Source organism: Streptomyces sp. NPDC058246 (assembly GCF_042881985.1).
In the GTDB taxonomy this organism is placed as follows: Bacteria; Actinomycetota; Actinomycetes; order Streptomycetales; family Streptomycetaceae; genus Streptomyces.
Genome location: NZ_JBHVWZ010000026.1, coordinates 1 through 18,743 on the forward strand (window position 1 = coordinate 1; position 18,743 = coordinate 18,743).

The 18,743-nt window shown below is 68.0% G+C and carries 16 protein-coding genes, 1 pseudogene and 1 riboswitch; of the genes and pseudogenes, 12 read left to right on the forward strand and 5 right to left on the reverse strand.

The features are described 5' to 3' along the window. A pseudogene (locus ACFVXA_RS29955) lies at positions 1–278 on the reverse strand (crotonyl-CoA carboxylase/reductase); the annotation flags it as partial. Positions 279–511: 233 nt separating this feature from the next. Between ACFVXA_RS29955 and ACFVXA_RS29960 the strand changes: the two are divergent. From ACFVXA_RS29960 to asnB, 5 genes are all read left to right on the forward strand, one after another. Continuing rightward, the gene (locus ACFVXA_RS29960) at positions 512–1,273 is read left to right on the forward strand and encodes an alpha/beta fold hydrolase (protein ID WP_362026355.1); all 762 of its coding nucleotides are present in this window, start codon (positions 512–514) and stop codon (positions 1,271–1,273) included. Between the two features lie 36 nt (positions 1,274–1,309). Further along, entirely contained in the window at positions 1,310–2,302 is a 993-nt protein-coding gene (locus tag ACFVXA_RS29965) for a ketoacyl-ACP synthase III (RefSeq protein ID WP_362026357.1), read from the forward strand. A gap of 34 nt (positions 2,303–2,336) precedes the next feature. Then, on the forward strand, positions 2,337–3,557 hold the full coding sequence (locus ACFVXA_RS29970; protein WP_362026360.1) for a cytochrome P450: 1,221 nt from the start codon (positions 2,337–2,339) through the stop codon (positions 3,555–3,557). A 41-nt stretch (positions 3,558–3,598) separates the two neighbouring features. After that, a complete protein-coding gene (locus tag ACFVXA_RS29975; protein ID WP_383742983.1) occupies positions 3,599–3,787 on the forward strand; it encodes a ferredoxin in 189 nt (62 codons plus the stop codon). 69 nt (positions 3,788–3,856) lie between these two features. Further along, entirely contained in the window at positions 3,857–5,692 is a 1,836-nt protein-coding gene (gene asnB / locus ACFVXA_RS29980; RefSeq protein WP_389468663.1) for an asparagine synthase (glutamine-hydrolyzing), read from the forward strand. Between the two features lie 117 nt (positions 5,693–5,809). Here the strand turns inward: asnB and ACFVXA_RS29985 are convergent, their stop codons facing one another. From ACFVXA_RS29985 to gcvT, 4 genes are all read right to left on the reverse strand, one after another. Beyond that, positions 5,810–7,177 (reverse strand): L-serine ammonia-lyase, encoded by a 1,368-nt coding sequence (locus ACFVXA_RS29985; protein ID WP_362026369.1) that lies wholly within the window; start codon positions 7,175–7,177, stop codon positions 5,810–5,812. Between the two features lie 206 nt (positions 7,178–7,383). Next, positions 7,384–8,646: a serine hydroxymethyltransferase gene (glyA, locus tag ACFVXA_RS29990; protein ID WP_390027690.1), complete on the reverse strand. Its 1,263-nt coding sequence runs from the start codon at positions 8,644–8,646 to the stop codon at positions 7,384–7,386. An 11-nt stretch (positions 8,647–8,657) separates the two neighbouring features. After that, positions 8,658–9,035 (reverse strand): glycine cleavage system protein GcvH, encoded by a 378-nt coding sequence (gene gcvH, locus ACFVXA_RS29995; RefSeq protein WP_362026375.1) that lies wholly within the window; start codon positions 9,033–9,035, stop codon positions 8,658–8,660. A gap of 167 nt (positions 9,036–9,202) precedes the next feature. Next, positions 9,203–10,321, reverse strand: coding sequence for a glycine cleavage system aminomethyltransferase GcvT (gene gcvT / locus ACFVXA_RS30000; RefSeq protein WP_390027692.1), 1,119 nt, complete (start codon positions 10,319–10,321; stop codon positions 9,203–9,205). Between the two features lie 147 nt (positions 10,322–10,468). Beyond that, positions 10,469–10,571, reverse strand: a riboswitch (glycine riboswitch). 168 nt (positions 10,572–10,739) lie between these two features. Between gcvT and ACFVXA_RS30005 the strand changes: the two genes are divergently transcribed. The 7 genes from ACFVXA_RS30005 (at position 10,740) to ACFVXA_RS30035 (ending at position 18,732) form a co-directional block, all read left to right on the forward strand. Then, on the forward strand, positions 10,740–11,411 hold the full coding sequence (locus tag ACFVXA_RS30005) for an AAA family ATPase (RefSeq protein WP_383742997.1): 672 nt from the start codon (positions 10,740–10,742) through the stop codon (positions 11,409–11,411). A gap of 129 nt (positions 11,412–11,540) precedes the next feature. Beyond that, positions 11,541–12,332 carry an enhanced serine sensitivity protein SseB gene (locus ACFVXA_RS30010; RefSeq protein WP_362026381.1) on the forward strand — a complete coding sequence of 264 codons (792 nt, stop codon included), beginning with the start codon at positions 11,541–11,543 and terminating at the stop codon, positions 12,330–12,332. A gap of 179 nt (positions 12,333–12,511) precedes the next feature. After that, on the forward strand, positions 12,512–13,312 hold the full coding sequence (locus ACFVXA_RS30015; RefSeq protein WP_362026384.1) for an enhanced serine sensitivity protein SseB C-terminal domain-containing protein: 801 nt from the start codon (positions 12,512–12,514) through the stop codon (positions 13,310–13,312). Between the two features lie 342 nt (positions 13,313–13,654). Next, positions 13,655–14,662: an ABC transporter permease gene (locus tag ACFVXA_RS30020; protein ID WP_390027694.1), complete on the forward strand. Its 1,008-nt coding sequence runs from the start codon at positions 13,655–13,657 to the stop codon at positions 14,660–14,662. 69 nt (positions 14,663–14,731) lie between these two features. After that, entirely contained in the window at positions 14,732–16,528 is a 1,797-nt protein-coding gene (locus ACFVXA_RS30025; protein WP_383742969.1) for an ABC transporter substrate-binding protein, read from the forward strand. A 111-nt stretch (positions 16,529–16,639) separates the two neighbouring features. Continuing rightward, the gene (locus tag ACFVXA_RS30030; RefSeq protein WP_362026393.1) at positions 16,640–17,638 is read left to right on the forward strand and encodes an ABC transporter permease; all 999 of its coding nucleotides are present in this window, start codon (positions 16,640–16,642) and stop codon (positions 17,636–17,638) included. Beyond that, the gene (locus ACFVXA_RS30035) at positions 17,635–18,732 is read left to right on the forward strand and encodes an ABC transporter ATP-binding protein (protein ID WP_362026395.1); all 1,098 of its coding nucleotides are present in this window, start codon (positions 17,635–17,637) and stop codon (positions 18,730–18,732) included. Before ACFVXA_RS30030 ends, ACFVXA_RS30035 begins: the two co-directional genes overlap by 4 nt. Positions 18,733–18,743: the final 11 nt, after the last annotated feature.

An 18,743-nucleotide genomic window follows, 5' to 3' on the forward strand; every position in this document is an offset into this window, starting at 1 on the left:
GTGGAGAGCGGCTCGAAGATCGAGGTCCACACCGAGTTGTAGTTCACGGAGGAGGCCATGACGGCCACCAGCGCCTCGCCCGGGCCGAGCTCGGGGACCGGGACTTCCATGAGGTGAAGGGACTTGCGTGGGTCCTTCACCCCCGAGTCCAGTCCGTCGAACATTCCGATGTCGGCCTTGCGGACGGCGATGCCTCGATAGCTGTCCGGGAGTGGCAGCGTCGCGTAGTCGTCGGACGTCGCCTCGGTGGAGACGATGGCATCGACTATTTCCTTCACGTGGTTTCCTCCGGGGGGGCGAGTGCGAGGTGGGGCAGTGCACGCCCTTCTCGCCAGAGATTAGGCGGGCTCCTTTCTCACGGAAATCCCCTACCGCCGACGACCGGTTCACCTCCCCCCTACCGGCCCGCTCGGCGAAAGTAGGGGATTGCTGCTGTCGCGCCGTCCGGGCATCATGTGCAAACGCGGGGCTTCGCCCGTTTCATTGTGAAGAACGATTTGGAGTAGGCGGCGTGGTGGGTAACCCCGTTAAAGAAACCGCTTGGGTGCGCAGGTTTCACCCTTCACCTGAGGCGCGATACCAGCTGCTCTGTTTCCCGCATTCGGGCGGATCCGCCAGCTTCTTCTTTCCGTTCTCGCAGAGACTGGCCCCTGAAATCGACGTGTGGTCGATGCAGTACCCAGGGCGCCAGGACCGCAGGTCCGAAGCCAATATTCCGCACATTCATGAGCTGGCCGACCGCGTTGTCGAGGCGGTGGGCCCGCGACTCGGCGGGCGCTACGCCCTGTTCGGGCACAGCATGGGCGCAACGCTCGCTTACGAGGTCGCGCTGAGGTTGCAGTCGAGCGGAAAACATCCCGAAGCCCTCTTCGTCTCGGGGCGACCTGCCCCCCACCGTAACGTCGACAAGGGACTGCACCGGCTCTCGGACGAGGAGATAGCGGATGACATCCGCGCGCTCGACGGCACCGGCTCGGAGATGTTCGGCGACGCGGACGTACTCAAGATGTTCCTCCCCGCGATTCGCAGCGATTATCACGCTGCGGAGACGTATGAATACGCACCCGGCCCCGTTCTGAAATGCCCCATCCGCGGCTTCACGGGATTCTCGGATCCACGGGTGGAAGTCAGTGAACTGCACCATTGGGGCGATCATACGGAGGGATCCTTCAGGCTGGATGTCTTCTCGGGAGGTCACTTCTATCTCGTTGACGGCCAGGAAGACATCGCCAGTGAAATCGAGCGCACCCTGTGTGGTGCCGGACACCGGTAAGGAAATGTGGGATTGTGTACGGACAGGGCAACCGCAGTGCGTGTCGGGATATTGGGCACGGGTTCGTTCCTGCCGAAGCGTACGGTCGGGAACCAGGAATTGGCGGCCGCGACCGGTGTCACCCCGGAGTGGATCGAACGTAAGACGGGCATTCTTGAGCGCCGCTACGCGGAGAGTGAGCAGGCGGCGTCGGATCTGGCCGCGGAAGCCGGCCGCCGAGCCCTGGAGAACGCGGGGGTCCGTCCCGCCGAACTGACCTGGATCATTGTCGCCACTTCCACACCCGACCAGCCCCAACCCCCTACTGCCGCTGTCGTTCAGCGTCTGCTCGGCGCCGACCGTGCCGCCGCCTTCGACGTGAACGCCGTGTGCGCGGGATTCGTCGTCGCACTGCGGGCGGGGGTCTGCATGGCACTGGAGGACGGGCGGCCCGGTGGCCGCACGCTGGTGATCGGCAGCGACGTGTATTCGCGCGTCGTCGACCCGTCGGATCGCCGAACCGCTCCGCTCTTCGGCGACGGAGCAGGAGCGGTGGTACTCGGGCCGGTCGCCGAGGCGGGCGGATTCCTCGGTGGAAGCGTGGCGACGGACAGCCGACTGCTCGACCTCATCGGCATCGAGGCGGGCGGGAGCCGGCAACCGTCCTCCTCCGACACCCTCGCCCGCGGCGGCCACTATTTCCGCATGCGTGGGCGTGAGGTCCGTGACTACGTGACACGGGAACTCCCGCGTGCCGTCCACGACTTGCTGACGGACCTGTCCGTCCCACCGGAAGAGATCCGCCACTTCATCCCGCATCAGGCCAATGGAGCGATGCTTACGGACCTCTGGGGCCACTTGGGTCTGCCCAATGCGCACCTGCACATGCCGGTCGCCCGACACGGCAACACCGGGGCGGCTTCCATTCCCCTCGCTCTGGACCACGCGCACCGCTCGGGCCGGCTGGAGGCCGGAGAGCTGGTCATGCTCGCAGGGTTCGGTGGCGGAATGACCATGGGAACTTCCTTGATTTCCTGGGGCGATCGCTAGTTCGCGCCAGGACGACAACGACGTAAGGACCGACGTGGATACGTTGAAGACACCCGCCCCCTTGCCCGCCGAGCCTCCGCCGGGCTGTCCCTTTTCCCCGCCGCAGGAGTACACGCACCTACGTATTGAACAGCCGGTCAGCCGTGTCTCCATGCCCGACGGGAGCTTGGCTTGGCTGCTGACGCGCTATGCGGATATTCGCAGCGCCCTTTCGGATCCCCGGTTCAGTTCCGACGTAAACGCGCCGGGATTTCCCCGAAGCGGAATGGTGACCGCGGGCGAAGGCAGCAGTCTCATCCGCACCGACCCTCCTGAGCACGGTCGCCGCCGCAGAATGCTGACGCGCCCCTTCACCGTGAAGAGCGTGTCCGCGCTGCGCCCTCGCATCCAGCAGATCACCGACCAACTGTGCGATGAGATGGAGGAGCAGAAACGCAAGGACGGACCCGACGGTTCCGTGGACCTGGTGAGGTCCCTGGCACTCCCGCTTCCGTCACTTGTCATCAGCCTGCTGCTCGGTGTGCCGTATGACGACCGGGACCTCTTCCAGTCGATCACCGCCACCGTGCTCTCCCGGGTGAACACGGAAGACGAGCGCACCACGGCCCGTAAGGAACTGCGCGCCTACCTGGGCCACCTTGTCGCCGGCAAGGAGGGGGATCCGGGCGACGACATCCTCAGTGAGCTGGTCCACGAGCGGATGGGCGAAGGCCAGTTGACCCGGGAAGAGGTGACGGGGACGGCCACGCTGCTGTTGATCGCCGGGCACGAGACCACCGCGAACATGATCGGGCTCGGCGCGCTGACGCTGCTCCGCAATCCGCGGGCAGCCGACGAGCTGCGCGCGGACCCTTCCTTGATGCCGGGAGCCGTCGAGGAACTGCTGCGTTTCCACAGCATCACGCGGAGCGGGCCGCGGCGGGCCGCGATCGCGGATGTCGAAGTGGGCGGCCAACTCATCAAGGCCGGCGAGGGAATCGTGTGTGCCGTCGCCTCCGCCAATCGAGACCCCGAGCAATTCCCTGACGCCGACACGTTCGATATCGGGCGTCGGAACGCCCAGCACCACATCGCCTTCGGGTACGGCGTGCATCAGTGCCTCGGTCAATCCTTGGCACGTGCTGAGCTGGAGATTTCTCTGAACACACTGCTGGCCCGCTTTCCAGAACTGCGTCTGGCAGTGGACTTCGAGGAAGTTCCGTTCCGTAGCGACATGTTGGTCTACGGCTGCCATGCACTTCCGGTCACCTGGTGACTGATCAGCAACCACCGCCCCGGCACCTGAAGAGGAGAACCATGAAAATATCCATCGACGCGGACAAATGCTGCGGCGCAGGACAGTGCGTATTGGTCGCGCCGGAGACTTTCGACCAGGACGACGACGGGATCGTGATCCTTCTGGACCCCGCGCCCTCCGACGAATTGCGTGAGGCGGTCGAGGACGCCATTGCCATCTGCCCAGCGGATGTGATCCACGTGGAATGACACCGAAGCGGCGGACCGGTCACTGAGATTGAACTTGATGCAACTATCTTCGAGGGAAGGGTTGATCCCATGTGCGGTATTGCCGGCTGGGTTTCGTACCGTCGGGATCTGACGCGGCACTCGCAGGTCCTCGACGCCATGACCGAGACCATGGCCTGCCGCGGTCCCGACGCACGAGGCACATGGGCGGACCGGCACGCCGCCCTCGGCCATCGGCGGCTCGCCGTCATCGACCTGCCCGGCGGCGCGCAGCCGATGAGGGTGGACACCGGAGACGGCGAAGTGGTGATGGTCTACTCAGGAGAGACCTACAACTACACCGAACTGCGCGACGAACTCCGGCGCCGCGGGCACCGTTTCACCACCGGCTCGGACACCGAGGTCGTGCTCCGCGGCTATGTGGAGTGGGGTGAGGCGATCGGTGAGCACCTGAACGGCATGTTCGCCTTCGCCGTCTGGGACTCGCGCACCGAGAAGCTCGTCATGGTCAGGGACCGGCTGGGCGTCAAGCCCTTCTACTACTACGAGACCGAGGACGGCATCCTCTTCGGCTCCGAGCCCAAGGTCATCCTGGCGAACCCGCTCTGTTCCGCCGTCGTCGGCCTGGACGGGCTGCGGGAGATGTTCTCCTTCGCCAAGACCCCGGGGCATGCGATCTGGGAGGGGATGCGCGAGCTGCGCCCCGGTCACGTGGCAGTGACCGACACCAACGGGACGCGGGAGCACCCCTATTGGCGCCTTGAGGCCGGCGACCATACGGACGACCGGCAGACCACCGTCGCGCACGTCAGGGAGCTGCTGGACGACATCATCTCCCGGCAGCTCGTCGCGGACGTACCCCGCTGCACGCTGCTCTCCGGCGGTCTCGACTCCTCCGTCATCACCGCCCTCGCGGCCCAGCAGCTCAGGGAGCAGGGGGAGACGGTCCGCAGCTTCAACGTGGACTTCCCGAACCAGGAGGAGAACTTCAAGGCGATCGACCTCGCCCCCACCCGGGACACCCCGTACGCGCACGCGGTGGCCGAGCACGTGCGGAGCGACCACCGGGACGTCGTGCTCCACGGCAGCGCGCTGGCCGACCCGGAGGTACGGCGAGCGGCCGTCGGCGCCCGGGACTTCCCCAACGGGATCGGCGACCGCGACAACTCGCTCCACCTCCTCTTCAAGGCCGTCCGTGAGCACTCGACGGTGGCGCTCTCCGGGGAGTCGGCGGACGAGTTGTTCGGGGGCTACCCGTGGTTCCACGAGGACAGGTTCCGCTACGCGGACACCTTCCCCTGGCTCGCGGGCAAGGGCTCCCTCTTCGAGGCGGGCGGCCTCCTGGACGACGACCTGTCACGCCGGCTCGACCTGGGAACCTACGTCCAGGACCACTATGTCAGCGCCCTGAAGGAGGTCCCGCTGAAGGAGAGCGAGACCGGCCTGGAGAAGCGGATGCGCCAGGTCTGCTATCTGAACGTGACGCGGAAGATGCAGCCCCTGCTCGACCGCAAGGACCGGATGAGCATGGCGGCCGGGCTCGAGGTGCGTGTCCCGTTCTGCGACCACCGTCTCGTGCAGTACGTGTTCAACACCCCGTGGTCGCTGAAGGCGTTCGACGGCAGGGAGAAGAGCCTGCTGCGCGCCGCGACGCGCGATGTGCTGCCGCCGTCCGTGGCCGACCGCAAGAAGAGCGGCTACCCCAGCACCTTCGACCCGCAGTACCTCGCGGCGATCCAGTCCCAGGTCTCCGACCTGCTCAATGGCGACCACCCGGCGCTGGCCCTGTGCAGCCGGGACCGCCTGAGCGAGGCGATGAAGGCGGACAAGGACACCATCAGCTTCCAGCAGCGGACGGTACTGGAACGCTCGCTCGACCTGGCGACGTGGCTCGATCTGAGGAACCCGACGCTGAAGCTCAACTGATCCGGCCGTCCTCGACCGCGGCATCCGACCTTCCGGGGCCTTCCGCTGCGTGAGCAGGGAAGGCCCTGACCGCATGCGCGCCGAGAGAGACGAACGAGCTGTTCAGGGCCTGCTTCCCTAGCACTCGATGATGTTCACCGCGAGGCCGCCGCGCGCCGTCTCCTTGTACTTGACGCTCATGTCGGCGCCCGTCTCCTTCATGGTCTTGATGACCTTGTCGAGGGAGACCTTGTGGGAGCCGTCGCCGCGCATGGCCATCCTGGCGGCGGTCACGGCCTTCACGGCCGCCATGCCGTTGCGCTCGATGCAGGGGATCTGGACGAGGCCGCCGACCGGGTCGCAGGTCAGGCCGAGGTTGTGTTCCATGCCGATCTCGGCGGCGTTCTCGACCTGTTCGGGGCTGCCGCCGAGGACTTCGGCCAGCGCTCCCGCCGCCATCGAGCAGGCCGAGCCGACCTCGCCCTGACAGCCGACCTCCGCGCCGGAGATGGAGGCGTTCTCCTTGAAGAGCATGCCGATGGCTCCGGCCGCGAGCAGGAAGCGTACGACGCCGTCCTCGTCCGCGCCCGGCACGAAGTTGATGTAGTAGTGCAGGACCGCGGGAATGATTCCGGCCGCGCCGTTCGTGGGGGCCGTGACCACACGGCCGCCCGCCGCGTTCTCCTCGTTCACCGCCATCGCGTAGAGCGTGATCCACTCCATCGCGTGGGCCAGCGGGTCGCCCTCGGCGCGCAGCTGGCGGGCCGAGACGGCGGCGCGGCGGCGGACCTTGAGGCCGCCCGGCAGGATGCCCTCGCGGGACATGCCGCGCGACACACACGCCTGCATGACGCGCCAGATCGCGAGGAGGCCCTCGCGGATCTCCTCCTCCGTGCGCCAGGCCCGCTCGTTCTCCAGCATCAGCGCGGAGATCGACAGGCCGGTCTCCTTGGTCAGGCGGAGCAGTTCGTCGCCCGTGCGGAAGGGGTACTTCAGGACCGTGTCGTCCAGCTTGATCCGGTCCTCGCCCACCGCGTCCTCGTCGACCACGAAGCCGCCGCCGACGGAGTAGTACGTCTTCGAGAGCAGTTCGGTGCCCTCGGCGTCGTGCGCCCACAGGGTCATGCCGTTCGCGTGGTACGGCAGTGCCTTGCGACGGTGCAGGATCAGGTCGTCGTCGAAGGCGAAGTCGATCTCGTGGTCGCCGAGCAGGCTGATGCGGCCCGAGGACTTGATCTGCTCGACGCGGTCGTCCGCGCCCTCGACGTCCACCGTCCGCGGTGAGGCGCCCTCCAGGCCGAGCAGCACCGCCTTCGGGGTGCCGTGCCCGTGCCCGGTCGCGCCCAGCGAGCCGTACAGCTCGGCCCGGACGGAGGCCACCGCGGGCAGCAGGTCCTCGTTGCGCAGGCGGCGGGCGAACATGCGTGCCGCGCGCATCGGGCCCACCGTGTGGGAGCTGGACGGGCCTATACCGATCGAGAACAGGTCGAAGACCGAGATGGCCACGGGAACTCCTAGCTGGGTTTCGCCGGACGCCGTTGTCCGACGGATGAATCCAAGGGCGCGAAGCGCTTCGAACGGGGCGGTGGTGGGTGACGGTGGTCGCGTGGGGCGGGGCACCGCGCTCACCTCCCAGTGTGCGCGGCGCCCCGGACATTCGTACGAGAGAAGATGCTCGCACGAAAGGGTTGTACGGCAAAAAACGTACGGAACTACTTCAGGCCCGGGTACAGCGGGTGCTTGTCCGCGAGAGCGGACACCCGGGCCTTCAGGGACTCCGCCGCGTACGACGGCTTCAGCGTCTCGGCGATGATGTCCGCGACCTCACGGAAGTCCTCGGCCTGGAAGCCGCGGGTGGCGAGGGCCGGCGTGCCGATGCGCAGACCCGAGGTGACCATCGGCGGGCGCGGGTCGTTCGGGATGGCGTTGCGGTTGACCGTGATGCCGACCTCGTGGAGGCGGTCCTCGGCCTGCTGCCCGTCCAGCTCGGAGTTGCGCAGGTCGACCAGGACCAGGTGCACGTCCGTGCCGCCGGACAGTACGTCCACGCCCACGGCCTTCACATCGTCTTGGACCAGGCGCTCGGCCAGGATCCGCGCGCCGTCCAGGGTGCGCTGCTGGCGCTCCTTGAACTCGTCCGAGGCGGCGACCTTGAAGGACACGGCCTTGGCGGCGATCACGTGCTCCAGCGGACCGCCCTGCTGGCCGGGGAAGACCGCGGAGTTGATCTTCTTGGCGAGGTCCTGGACGGAGAGGATCACGCCACCGCGCGGGCCGCCCAGCGTCTTGTGGGTGGTGGTCGTGACGACGTGGGCGTGCGGCACCGGGTTGGGGTGCAGGCCCGCCGCCACCAGACCGGCGAAGTGCGCCATGTCGACCATGAGGTACGCGCCGACCTCGTCCGCGATGCGGCGGAACTCGGCGAAGTCCAGCTGCCGCGGGTAGGCGGACCAGCCCGCCACGATCAGCTTCGGCCTGGACTCCTTGGCGAGACGCTCGACCTCGGCCATGTCGACCTGACCGGTCTCGTCGTCCACGTGGTACGCGACCACGTTGTAGAGCTTGCCGGAGAAGTTGATCTTCATACCGTGGGTCAGGTGCCCGCCGTGCGCGAGGTTCAGACCCATGATCGTGTCGCCCGGCTTGAGCAGCGCGAACATCGCGGCAGCGTTGGCCTGGGCGCCCGAGTGCGGCTGCACGTTCGCGTGCTCGGCGCCGAAGAGCGCCTTGACGCGGTCGATGGCGATCTGCTCGACCACGTCGACGTGCTCGCAGCCGCCGTAGTAGCGGCGGCCCGGGTAGCCCTCGGCGTACTTGTTGGTCAGGACCGAGCCCTGGGCCTCCATGACCGCGACCGGAGCGAAGTTCTCCGAGGCGATCATCTCCAGGGTGGACTGCTGGCGGTGCAGCTCGGCGTCGACGGCGGCGGCGACGTCCGGGTCCAGTTCATGAAGGGGCGTGTTCAGAAGCGACATGCGGTGACTCCTCAGCCGGCGGTGAAAGCGACGTACTCGTCGGCGGAGAGCAGGTCGGCCGGCTCCTCCGTGACGCGCACCTTGAACAGCCAGCCGCCCTCGAAGGGCGCGGAGTTGACCAGGGCCGGGTCGTCCACGACGTCCTGGTTGATCTCCACGATCTCGCCGTCGACGGGGGCGTACAGGTCGCTGACCGACTTCGTCGACTCCAGCTCGCCGCAGGACTCGCCCGCGGTCACCGTGGAACCGACCTCAGGGAGCTGGGCGTAGACGACATCGCCGAGCGCGTTGGCCGCGAACTCGGTGATGCCGACCGTCGAGACGCCGTCCTCGGCGACCGACAGCCACTCGTGCTCCTTGCTGTAGCGCAGCTGCTGGGGGTTGCTCATGGCCTGAATTCTCCTGTACGCGGGGGAGTGCTGATGAATGGGGGACTGCTGAGCCTGCTGGTGAGCAGGGAAGACGCGCGCGGTGTCGCTTGTGGCTGCTTCCGCACCGCGCTCAGTCTCTACCGAGGACGCTGGTGGAAGGCGCTGCCTCCGACGCCGCCAAGGACCTACTTCCGGCGCTTGTAGAACGGCAGCGCCACGACCTCGTACAGCTCGTGGCTGCCCCGGATGTCCACACCGACCCCGGCCGTGCCCGGTGCGGCGTGCGCGGCGTCGACGTACGCCATCGCGATCGGCTTGCCCAGCGTCGGGGAGGGCGCGCCCGAGGTGATCTCGCCGATCACCTTGCCGTCGGCGACCACCGGGTACCCGGCGCGCGGGACCCGACGCCCCTCGGCGATCAGCCCGACGAGCACCCGCGGCGGGTTCTCGGCGGCGCGCTCGGCGGCGGCCTCCAGGGCGGTACGCCCCACGAAGTCGCCCTCCTTCTCGAACTTCACGACCCGCCCGAGCCCCGCGTCGAAGGGGGTGAGCGAGGTGGTCAGCTCATGCCCGTACAGCGGCATGCCCGCCTCCAGGCGCAGCGTGTCGCGGCAGGACAGACCGCAGGGGACGAGCCCGACCGGGGCGCCCGCGTCGGTCAGCGCCTGCCACAGCTTCTCGGCGTCACCCGGGGCGACGAACAGCTCGAAGCCGTCCTCGCCGGTGTAACCGGTGCGCGCGATCAGCGCCGGCACGCCGGCGACCGTGCCGGGCAGACCCGCGTAGTACTTGAGGCCGTCCAGGTCGGCGTCGGTGAGCGACTTGAGGATGCCGGGGGACTCGGGCCCCTGGACGGCGATCAGCGCGTACGCGTCACGGTCGTCGCGCACGGACGCGTCGAAGCCCTCGGCCCGCTCGGTCAGCGCGTCGAGGACCACCTGGGCGTTGGAGGCGTTGGCGACGACCATGTACTCGGTGTCGGCCAGCCGGTACACGATCAGGTCGTCGAGGATGCCGCCGTCCGCCTGGCAGATCATCGTGTAGCGGGCGCGGCCCACACCGACGGAGGCGATGTTGCCGACCAGCGCGTGGTTCAGGAGCGCGGCCGCCTGCGGGCCGGTGACCGTGATCTCGCCCATGTGCGAGAGGTCGAAGAGACCGGCCTTCGTACGGACGGCGAGGTGCTCGTCGCGCTCGGAGCCGTAGCGCAGGGGCATGTCCCAGCCTGCGAAGTCGGTCATCGTCGCGCCGAGCGAACGATGCAGGGCATCGAGCGCGGTGTGACGGGGTGCGTTGCTGCTCATCGGTGGGGCTCCCAAGGCATGACGGCGAGGTCGTTCCTCCCCATCTGTCATCGGAACCTGAGAGGTTCATCACGACCCCGCGAAACGGTGGTCCTGACTTGCACCTTGGGTGGAGCCACTGGTCAGCGGCCCGCTTTTCAGATGTGCCTCGCCCGCGCGGTAACGGGGCCTGAGAGATTCAAGGGAGGGACTTGCTCCTTCGGCGCCCCGGAGGTCACAAGGACTCCGGGAACTCTCCCGCGCGGATTCAAGCGGCCGGTATGCAGTTGGCGGGCTCATCATTGCACGCGCTGTCCGATCACGGCAGTCCGGATCTGTAACCGGCCTGTGGCAGTCCGAGTACGGAAACAGGAAGCACCGCGCATTACCTTCTCTTTACACTCGACGGGGATGGGGCTCCGGACCCAAGGGGAGGACGATCACGGTGAACAGGACCACGTCGTACGCCACGATCTCGGGCATCGCGCTGCCCAAGCAGCCCGGCGCCCGGGCCCGGGAGGCGTGCGGCCCCCTTCCGACGGCCGTCGTCCGCGACCTCAGGGAGCGCGCGGGACACAGCCCGCACGGGCTGCACTTCGGGGCCCTGGACCTCGTCGTGGTCACCGGACTGCCCGGCAGCGGCAAGTCGACCCTGATGCGCCGCGCCGCCACGGGCGTCCGCGTCGACTCCCAGGACACCCGCGACCGCTGGGACGGCCGGCTGGGCCGCCGGCTGCCCTACGCGGTCTACCGCCCTCTCGTCCGCCTCGCGCACTACGCGGGCCTGCGCCGCGCGCTGCGCGCCGGCACCGGAGTCGTCGTGCACGACTGCGGTACGCAGGCCTGGGTGCGCCGCTGGCTCGCCCGCGAGGCCCGGCGCCGGGGCGGCGCGCTGCACTTGCTGCTCCTCGACGTCACGCCGGGCACGGCGCTGGAGGGTCAGCGCGAGCGCGGCCGGGGCGTCTCGCGATACGCGTTCGCGCGCCACCGCGGCGCGGTCACGCGCCTGCTGCGCTCCGTCGAGAAGGGCGACCTCCCGGAGGGCTGCGGCTCGGCGGTCCTCATCGACCGGGAGGCGGCGGACGTGCTGCGCCGGATCGACTTCGGCTGAAGGTCCGTACGAGCCGACGACCGAAAGGTCGTACGAAACAGCCGTACGAGACGGTCGTACGAGCCCACTAACCTTGCCAGCCGGAACACCGGAGCACCCGAACAGCGGTTCACAGCAGGCGGTAGACAGATGGACTTCCCCGAATTCCCCGACATCCCGGCGTCGGCGCACCCGCATCCGCACCCGCACGGCGGATGGCCCGGCAACGAACTGGAGGAGGTGCTGTCGGCGTCGCTCGGCGTGCCCTCGGCCGGTGCCCGACTCGTCGAGGTCCTCGGCCGCAGCTTCGTCTGGGTGCCGCTGCCGAACGGCGGCGGTCCGCACAGCGGCCCGCTCGACCTGCCCACGCTGGAGATCGACGGCCAGGCGTACGTCCCCGTCTTCAGCTCCGAGGAGCAGTTCCGTCAGGTCACCGGCGGCCACATGTCGTACACCATCGCGCCCGCCGTCGAGTTCGCCCGCGGGCTGCCCCCGCAGGTCGGCATCGCGGTCAACCCGGACGGCGTGGTCGGCGTACCGCTGCCGCCGCTCGCCGTCGCCGAGTTGTGCCGGGCCGGGCGGACCCCGCTGGACGGGCCCGCGAGCGGCGGCCGGGTGCGGCTGTTCGAGCCCGACTGGCAGGAGGACCCGGTGGACTTCCTCTCCGCGGCCTCCGCCGAGTTCGCCGCCATCGGCGTCGTCCTGTCCGCCCGCCGTTGCCTCGCCACCATCGAGACCGCCGACCCCGTCATGTTCATCGGCGTCGAACTCTCCCAGTGGGAAGGCGACCTGCGCGTGCTCCCCATGGAGGCGCTGGGCCGCGCCCTGGGCCGGCTCCCGGTGAAGTGGCCGGTGAACCTGATCCTGCTCGACGTGGCCCAGGACCCGGTGGGCGAGTGGATGCGCGCCCAGGTGCGGCCCTTCTTCCAGCAGGGCCACTAGGAGCGCCCCGTCAGGGACGCGGGGCTGTGCCGTGTCCGGCTCCGCGCGTGGGCGCGAGAAACCGGGCCGGCCCGCGGCCACGAGACGACGGCAAGTCCCGGGCTCTTGCGCGGTTGCTGTCGGCGGCTCCACTTAAGCTGGTTTCATATCCGGGGCAACTTCACGAAGGGGCGGTACAGGTGAGCGCCAGCGGCACCGCTGCCGGGCAGGTCGAGCACATGCTGCGCCAGGTGACGCCCGGGCGTTACGACGCCTACGAGGCGCTCCTTCGCGCGCTCGCGACCCCGTCGTCCGGCCAGGTCTGGATGCTGCTCTGGCACGGCCAGGCCGGCTCCCCGGACGCGCAGTACGGGAACATGGAGGTGGACGGCTTCGGATACGCGCCCTGTGTCACCTCCGCCCAGGAGCTCTCGGCCAGCGGCTGGAACCGTTCGTACGAGGTCGTCGACGGCCTCGACGTAGCCCGCACCCTGTACCCCGACCACTTCGGCCTCTGGCTCAATCCGCACGCCCCGGGCGGTGGCCTCGGCATCCCGTGGCTGGATCTGCGCCGCCTCGCCACGGGCCTGGAGCGCCAGCCCGCGGGCCCGCTGCGGCTCTCCGAGCCGGGCATCGAGATTCCGCAGTTCTACGCCCTGCTCACGCAGAACGCGCACCGTACCCCGGCCGTGCGCTCACTGCGCCGCGCCTGGGTGCAGCCCGCGCTCGGGGCGCCCTATCTGGCCATCGGCCTTGATGTGTACGACACTTCGCCGCCCGCCGTCGACTCGGTGCGCGCGATGATGCAGCAGTCCATCGGGGCGGTCCCCGACGGGCTGCCCGTCTCGACCGTCGCGATGTCCGACGAGTACGACCCGGTGGCGCTGTGGCTGCGGGCCAACGCCCGGCCGTTCTACGACCGCGAGGCGCACGCGGCTCCCGCACAGGCTCCGATGGCGGGCGGCGGGTATGGGTATCCGCCGGCGCGTGGCACATACTGACCCAGCGACGGGCTGCTGGGTCCGAAGGGTCATACCGGTCGGAGGCCGGGAGCGATACTCGAAAGCGCGTCTTCGCGCGTAGAGCAGGGTAGAAACGCCCACTCTGTCCCATCTGTGCCAACTGGTCCACGTCCGACCCTCGTTACCCACTGTCCGGATAACGGAACCCCCCAGCCCGCATCACGTTTAGGCATCCATTCACCGTCAAGTCTGGCAACAGATCGCCAAAGCGTTGAAGACTCCCGCTCCAGGGGGTTTCGCCCCTGTGTACGACGGACTGATCACGCCGCTACAGCGGCAAGTGCGGGCCGGCTACCGCCGGTTGAGAGGGGTCCCTGCCAGATGACGGCACCATTGCACGAGCCGACCGCGGAAGCGGCCCCGAGCGCGGCCGAAGAAGCGGCGGTTGCCACCGCCGGCGAAAAGGCCGTACAGGGGCGTTCCCTGGGCCGGATCGCCTGGGAACGCCTCAAGCGGGACAAGCTCGCCCTGACGGGTGGCGTAGTCGTACTCGTCCTCATCGTGATCGCCCTGCTCGCGCCGGTGATCACCAGCCTGGTCGGGCAGGACCCGGACGCCTACCACGAGAGCCTGATCGATCCGCTCTTCGGCACCCCCAAGGGGTCGCTGGGCGGCATCAGCGGCGACCACCTGCTGGGCGTCGAGCCGGTCAACGGCCGTGACATCTTCGCCCGCATCCTCTACGGTGCCCAGATCTCCCTCCTCGTCGGCTTCCTGTCCGCGGTGGTCGCCGTCATTCTCGGCACCATCCTGGGCATCCTGGCCGGCTTCTTCGGAGGCTGGGTCGACTCGCTCATCAGCCGCGTCATGGACGGCCTCCTGGCCTTCCCGCAGCTGCTGTTCATCATCGCGCTGGTCTCCGTCATGCCGAACCAGATGCTGGGCCTGACCGGCTCCAGCGTGCGCGTGTTCGTGATGATCCTGGTCATCGGCTTCTTCGGCTGGCCCTACATCGGACGCGTGGTACGCGGCCAGACGCTCTCGCTGCGAGAGCGCGAGTACGTCGAGGCGGCCCGCTCGCTGGGCGCCGGGCGGTTCTACATCCTCTTCAAGGAACTGCTGCCCAACCTGGTCGCGCCGATCATCGTCTACACGACGATGATGATCCCCACCAACATCCTCACCGAGGCGGCGCTCAGCTTCCTGGGCGTGGGCGTCAAGCCGCCCACGGCCTCTTGGGGGCAGATGCTCTCGAACGCGATCGACTACTACGACTCGGACCCCATGTACATGGTGGTCCCGGGTGTGGCGATCTTCATCACCGTTCTTGCCTTCAACCTCTTCGGCGACGGCGTGCGGGACGCGCTGGACCCGAAGGGCTCCCGCTGAACTGCCGTACCCCAAGCGTCCCGTGGAACCTGCACGGGGTCTCTCATCAAATCCGGAGGATCCGAGATCGTGACTACCCAACGCACCTCAGGGCGGCGTAAGCAGGCGCTGGCCGCTGCTGCCGCGGTCGCCGCGCTGCTGACCACGGCGGCGTGCGGCGGCGGCAACGACGGCAACGGCGGTGGCTCCAAGAATGGCGCGGCCGGCTTCGACGCCGCCAACAACAAGGTCGCCCAGGCCTCCCTGGCCAAGAAGGGCGGGACGCTGAGGTTCGGTGGCGCCCAGGACGCCGACTCGTGGGACACCACGCGCGGCTACTACGGCTTCATGTGGAACTTCTCCCGCTACTACAGCCGCCAGCTCGTCACGAACAAGACCGAGCCGGGCAAGGCCGGTGCCGAGCTGACCCCGGACCTCGCCAGCGGTCTCGCCAAGGTCTCCGACGGCGGCAAGACCTACACGTACACCCTGCGTGACGGCGTCACGTGGGAGGACGGCAAGGCGATCACGTCCAAGGACGTCAAGTACGGCATCGAGCGCGTCTGGGCGCAGGACGTGCTGTCCGGCGGCCCCGTGTACCTGAAGGACGTCCTCGACCCCAAGGGTGCTTACAAGGGCCCGTACAAGGACACCTCCAAGGACAAGCTGGGTCTGAAGGCGATCGACACGCCCGACGACAAGACCATCGTCTTCCACCTCCCGAAGGCCAACTCGGACTTCGAGGAGATGCTGGCCCTGGTCTCGGCCTCGCCGGTCCGCCAGGACAAGGACACCAAGTCCAAGTACGGTCTGCACCCGTTCTCCTCCGGCCCGTACAAGTTCGAGTCGTACAACCCGGGCAAGGACCTGACCCTCGTCCGCAACACCTCGTGGAAGGCGTCCTCGGACCCGGTCCGCAAGGCGTACCCGGACAAGATCACGGTCAAGTTCTTCTCGAACGCCAACGACCTGGACCAGCGCCTGATCAACGGTGACCTGGACCTGGACATCAACCAGACCGGCATGTCGCCGCAGGGCCGCACCACCGCCCTGAAGCAGCACAAGGCCAACCTGGACAACCCGGTCTCCGGCTACATCCGTTACGCGGTCTTCCCGCAGAGCGTGAAGCCGTTCGACAACGCCGAGTGCCGCAAGGCCGTGATCTACGGCGCCGACCACGTGTCGCTGCAGACCGCCCGTGGTGGCCCGGTCGCCGGTGGCGACATCGGCACCAACATGCTGCCGCCGTCCGTCGCGGGTGCCGAGGGCCAGAAGTACGACCCGTACGGTCTCGCCGGCGAGAACAAGAACGGCAACGTCACCAAGGCCAAGGAAGCCCTGAAGGCCTGTGGCAAGCCGAACGGCTTCTCGACCACCATCGCCGTCCGTAACAACAAGCCGGTCGAGGTGGCCACGGCCCAGTCCCTGCAGGCGTCGCTGAAGAAGATCGGCATCACCGCGCAGATCGACCAGTACGACGGTTCGCAGACCACCGGCATCATCGGCAGCCCCTCGAACGTGAAGAAGAAGGGCTACGGCATCATCATCATGGGCTGGGGTCCGGACTTCCCGTCCGTCCAGGGCTTCGGTCTGCCGCTGTGGGACAGCAAGTACATCCTGCAGAGCGGTAACTCGAACTACGCGCTCATCAAGGACAAGACGATCGACGGCCTGTTCGACCAGTACGTCAACACGCTGGACGACGCGGGCAAGACCAAGGTCGCCACGGAGATCAACCACAAGGTCATGGAGGGCGGCTACTACCTGCCCTTCGTCTTCGAGAAGTTCATCAACTGGCGCGGGGACAACCTGGCGAACGTGTACACGACCGACGGCTACAGCGGTACGTACGACTTCGTCAACCTCGGCCTGAAGTCCGCGAAGTAAACCCGGCACACCCGCCGTACGGCACGAAAGGCAGGTGAAGGCCGGCGCGGCGTGGTCGCGGGCCATCGGACGACCTCCGATGGCCCGCGGCCCCGCGGCGGGCCGTAAGCTGTGCTCGCTTACCTCATCAGGCGGCTGTTCGCCGCCGTAGTGATGCTCGTGGTCATCATCATGGTGGTCTTCGGCATCTTCTTCCTGGTCCCGAAGTGGGCGGGCGTCGACGTCGCCACAAGCTTCGTGGGCAAGCAGGCCGACCCCGCGGCCGTCGAGGCCGTACGGGAGAAGCTGGGCCTGAGCGACCCGATCTACCAGCAGGTCTGGGAGTTCTTCAAGGGCATCTTCGCGGGCCGCACCTACGCGGCCGGCGGTGACGTCACCCACTGTGCCGCGCCGTGCTTCGGCTACTCCTTCCGCAGTGAGCAGGCCGTCTGGCCGGTGCTGACCGACCGCTTCCCGGTGACCCTGGGACTCGCGCTCGGCGCCGCCGTGCTGTGGCTGGTCATCGGTGTCGCCGCGGGTGTGCTCTCCGCGCTCAAGCGGGGCAGCCTGTGGGACCGCGGTGCCATGGTCGTCGCCCTGGCGGGTGTCTCCCTTCCCATCTACTTCACCGGTCTGCTCAGCCTGGCGATCTTCGCCTTCGGGCTGAAATGGATCGACGCGCAGTACGTGCCCCTGAGTCAGAGCTTCACCGGCTGGCTCGGCGGCATGATCCTGCCCTGGATCACCCTCGCGTTCCTGTACGCGGCGATGTACGCCCGGATCACCCGCGCCACGATGCTGGAGATCCTCGGCGAGGACTACATCCGTACCGCCCGCGCGAAGGGCCTGCGTGAACCGGTCGTCATCGGCAAGCACGCCATGCGCTCCACGATGACGCCCATCCTCACCATGCTCGGCATGGACCTCGGCGCCCTCATCGGCGGCGCGATCCTGACCGAGACGACGTTCAGCCTGCCGGGCCTCGGCCAGGCCGTGCTCAACGGCATCAAGAACCAGGACCTGCCCATCATCCTGGGCGTCACCCTGATCACTTCTCTCGCGGTGCTGATCGCCAACCTCGTGGTCGACGTCCTGTACGCCGTGATCGACCCCCGAGTGAGGCTCGCATGACGGATCTCAGCAAGAGCGGAGCAGCCGTGGGCGAGCCCACCGGCACCTCGGCCGCCCCGACCGCCTTCCTGGAAGTGCGCGACCTGAAGGTGCACTTCCCGACCGACGACGGCCTGGTCAAGTCCGTCGACGGGCTCAGCTTCAAGCTGGAGAAGGGCAAGACCCTCGGCATCGTGGGCGAGTCGGGCTCCGGCAAGTCGGTGACCTCGCTCGGCATCATGGGCCTGCACACCGCCGGGCAGTACGGCAAGCGCAAGGCGCAGATCTCCGGCGAGATCTGGCTGGACGGCACCGAGCTGCTGTCGGCGGACCCGGACCACGTACGCAAGCTGCGCGGCCGCGACATGGCGATGATCTTCCAGGATCCGCTGTCGGCCCTGCACCCGTACTACACGATCGGTCAGCAGATCGTGGAGGCGTACCGGATCCACCACAACGTCGACAAGAAGACCGCCAAGCGCCGCGCGGTGGAGATGCTCGACCGGGTGGGCATCCCGCAGCCGGACAAGCGGGTGGACAACTACCCGCACGAGTTCTCCGGCGGTATGCGCCAGCGCGCGATGATCGCGATGTCGCTGGTGAACAACCCCGAGCTGCTCATCGCGGACGAGCCGACGACCGCCCTCGACGTGACCGTCCAGGCGCAGATCCTCGACCTGATCCGCGATCTGCAGACGGAGTTCGGCTCCGCGGTCATCATCATCACCCACGACCTGGGCGTCGTCGCCGAGCTCGCCGACGACATCCTGGTGATGTACGGCGGCCGCTGCGTCGAGCGCGGACCGGCCGACAAGGTGTTCTACGAGCCCCGCCACCCCTACACCTGGGGCCTGCTCGGTTCGATGCCGCGCCTCGACCGCGAGCAGCAGGAACGCCTCATCCCGGTCAAGGGCTCCCCGCCCTCCCTCATCAACATCCCGTCCGGCTGCGCCTTCAACCCGCGTTGCCCGTACGCGGACGTCCCGAAGGACAACGTCACCCGCACGGTTCGCCCCGAGCTGACGGAGGTCGGCAGCGAGCACTGGGCCGCCTGCCACATGACGCAGGAGCAGCGGGAGCGTATCTGGACCGAAGAGATTGCGCCGAAGCTGTGAGCGAGGAAAAA

Excerpts from the sequence above, each read along its gene's own strand:
- ACFVXA_RS30020 (WP_390027694.1), top strand. The coding sequence starts at position 13,655 with ATGACGGCACCATTGCACGAGCCGACCGCGGAAGCGGCCCCGAGCGCG.
- glyA (WP_390027690.1), bottom strand. The coding sequence starts at position 8,646 with ATGTCGCTTCTGAACACGCCCCTTCATGAACTGGACCCGGACGTCGCC.
- gcvH (WP_362026375.1), bottom strand. The coding sequence starts at position 9,035 with ATGAGCAACCCCCAGCAGCTGCGCTACAGCAAGGAGCACGAGTGGCTG.
- gcvT (WP_390027692.1), bottom strand. The coding sequence starts at position 10,321 with ATGAGCAGCAACGCACCCCGTCACACCGCGCTCGATGCCCTGCATCGT.
- asnB (WP_389468663.1), top strand. The coding sequence starts at position 3,857 with ATGTGCGGTATTGCCGGCTGGGTTTCGTACCGTCGGGATCTGACGCGG.
- ACFVXA_RS29975 (WP_383742983.1), top strand. The coding sequence starts at position 3,599 with ATGAAAATATCCATCGACGCGGACAAATGCTGCGGCGCAGGACAGTGC.
- ACFVXA_RS30035 (WP_362026395.1), top strand. The coding sequence starts at position 17,635 with ATGACGGATCTCAGCAAGAGCGGAGCAGCCGTGGGCGAGCCCACCGGC.
- ACFVXA_RS30010 (WP_362026381.1), top strand. The coding sequence starts at position 11,541 with ATGGACTTCCCCGAATTCCCCGACATCCCGGCGTCGGCGCACCCGCAT.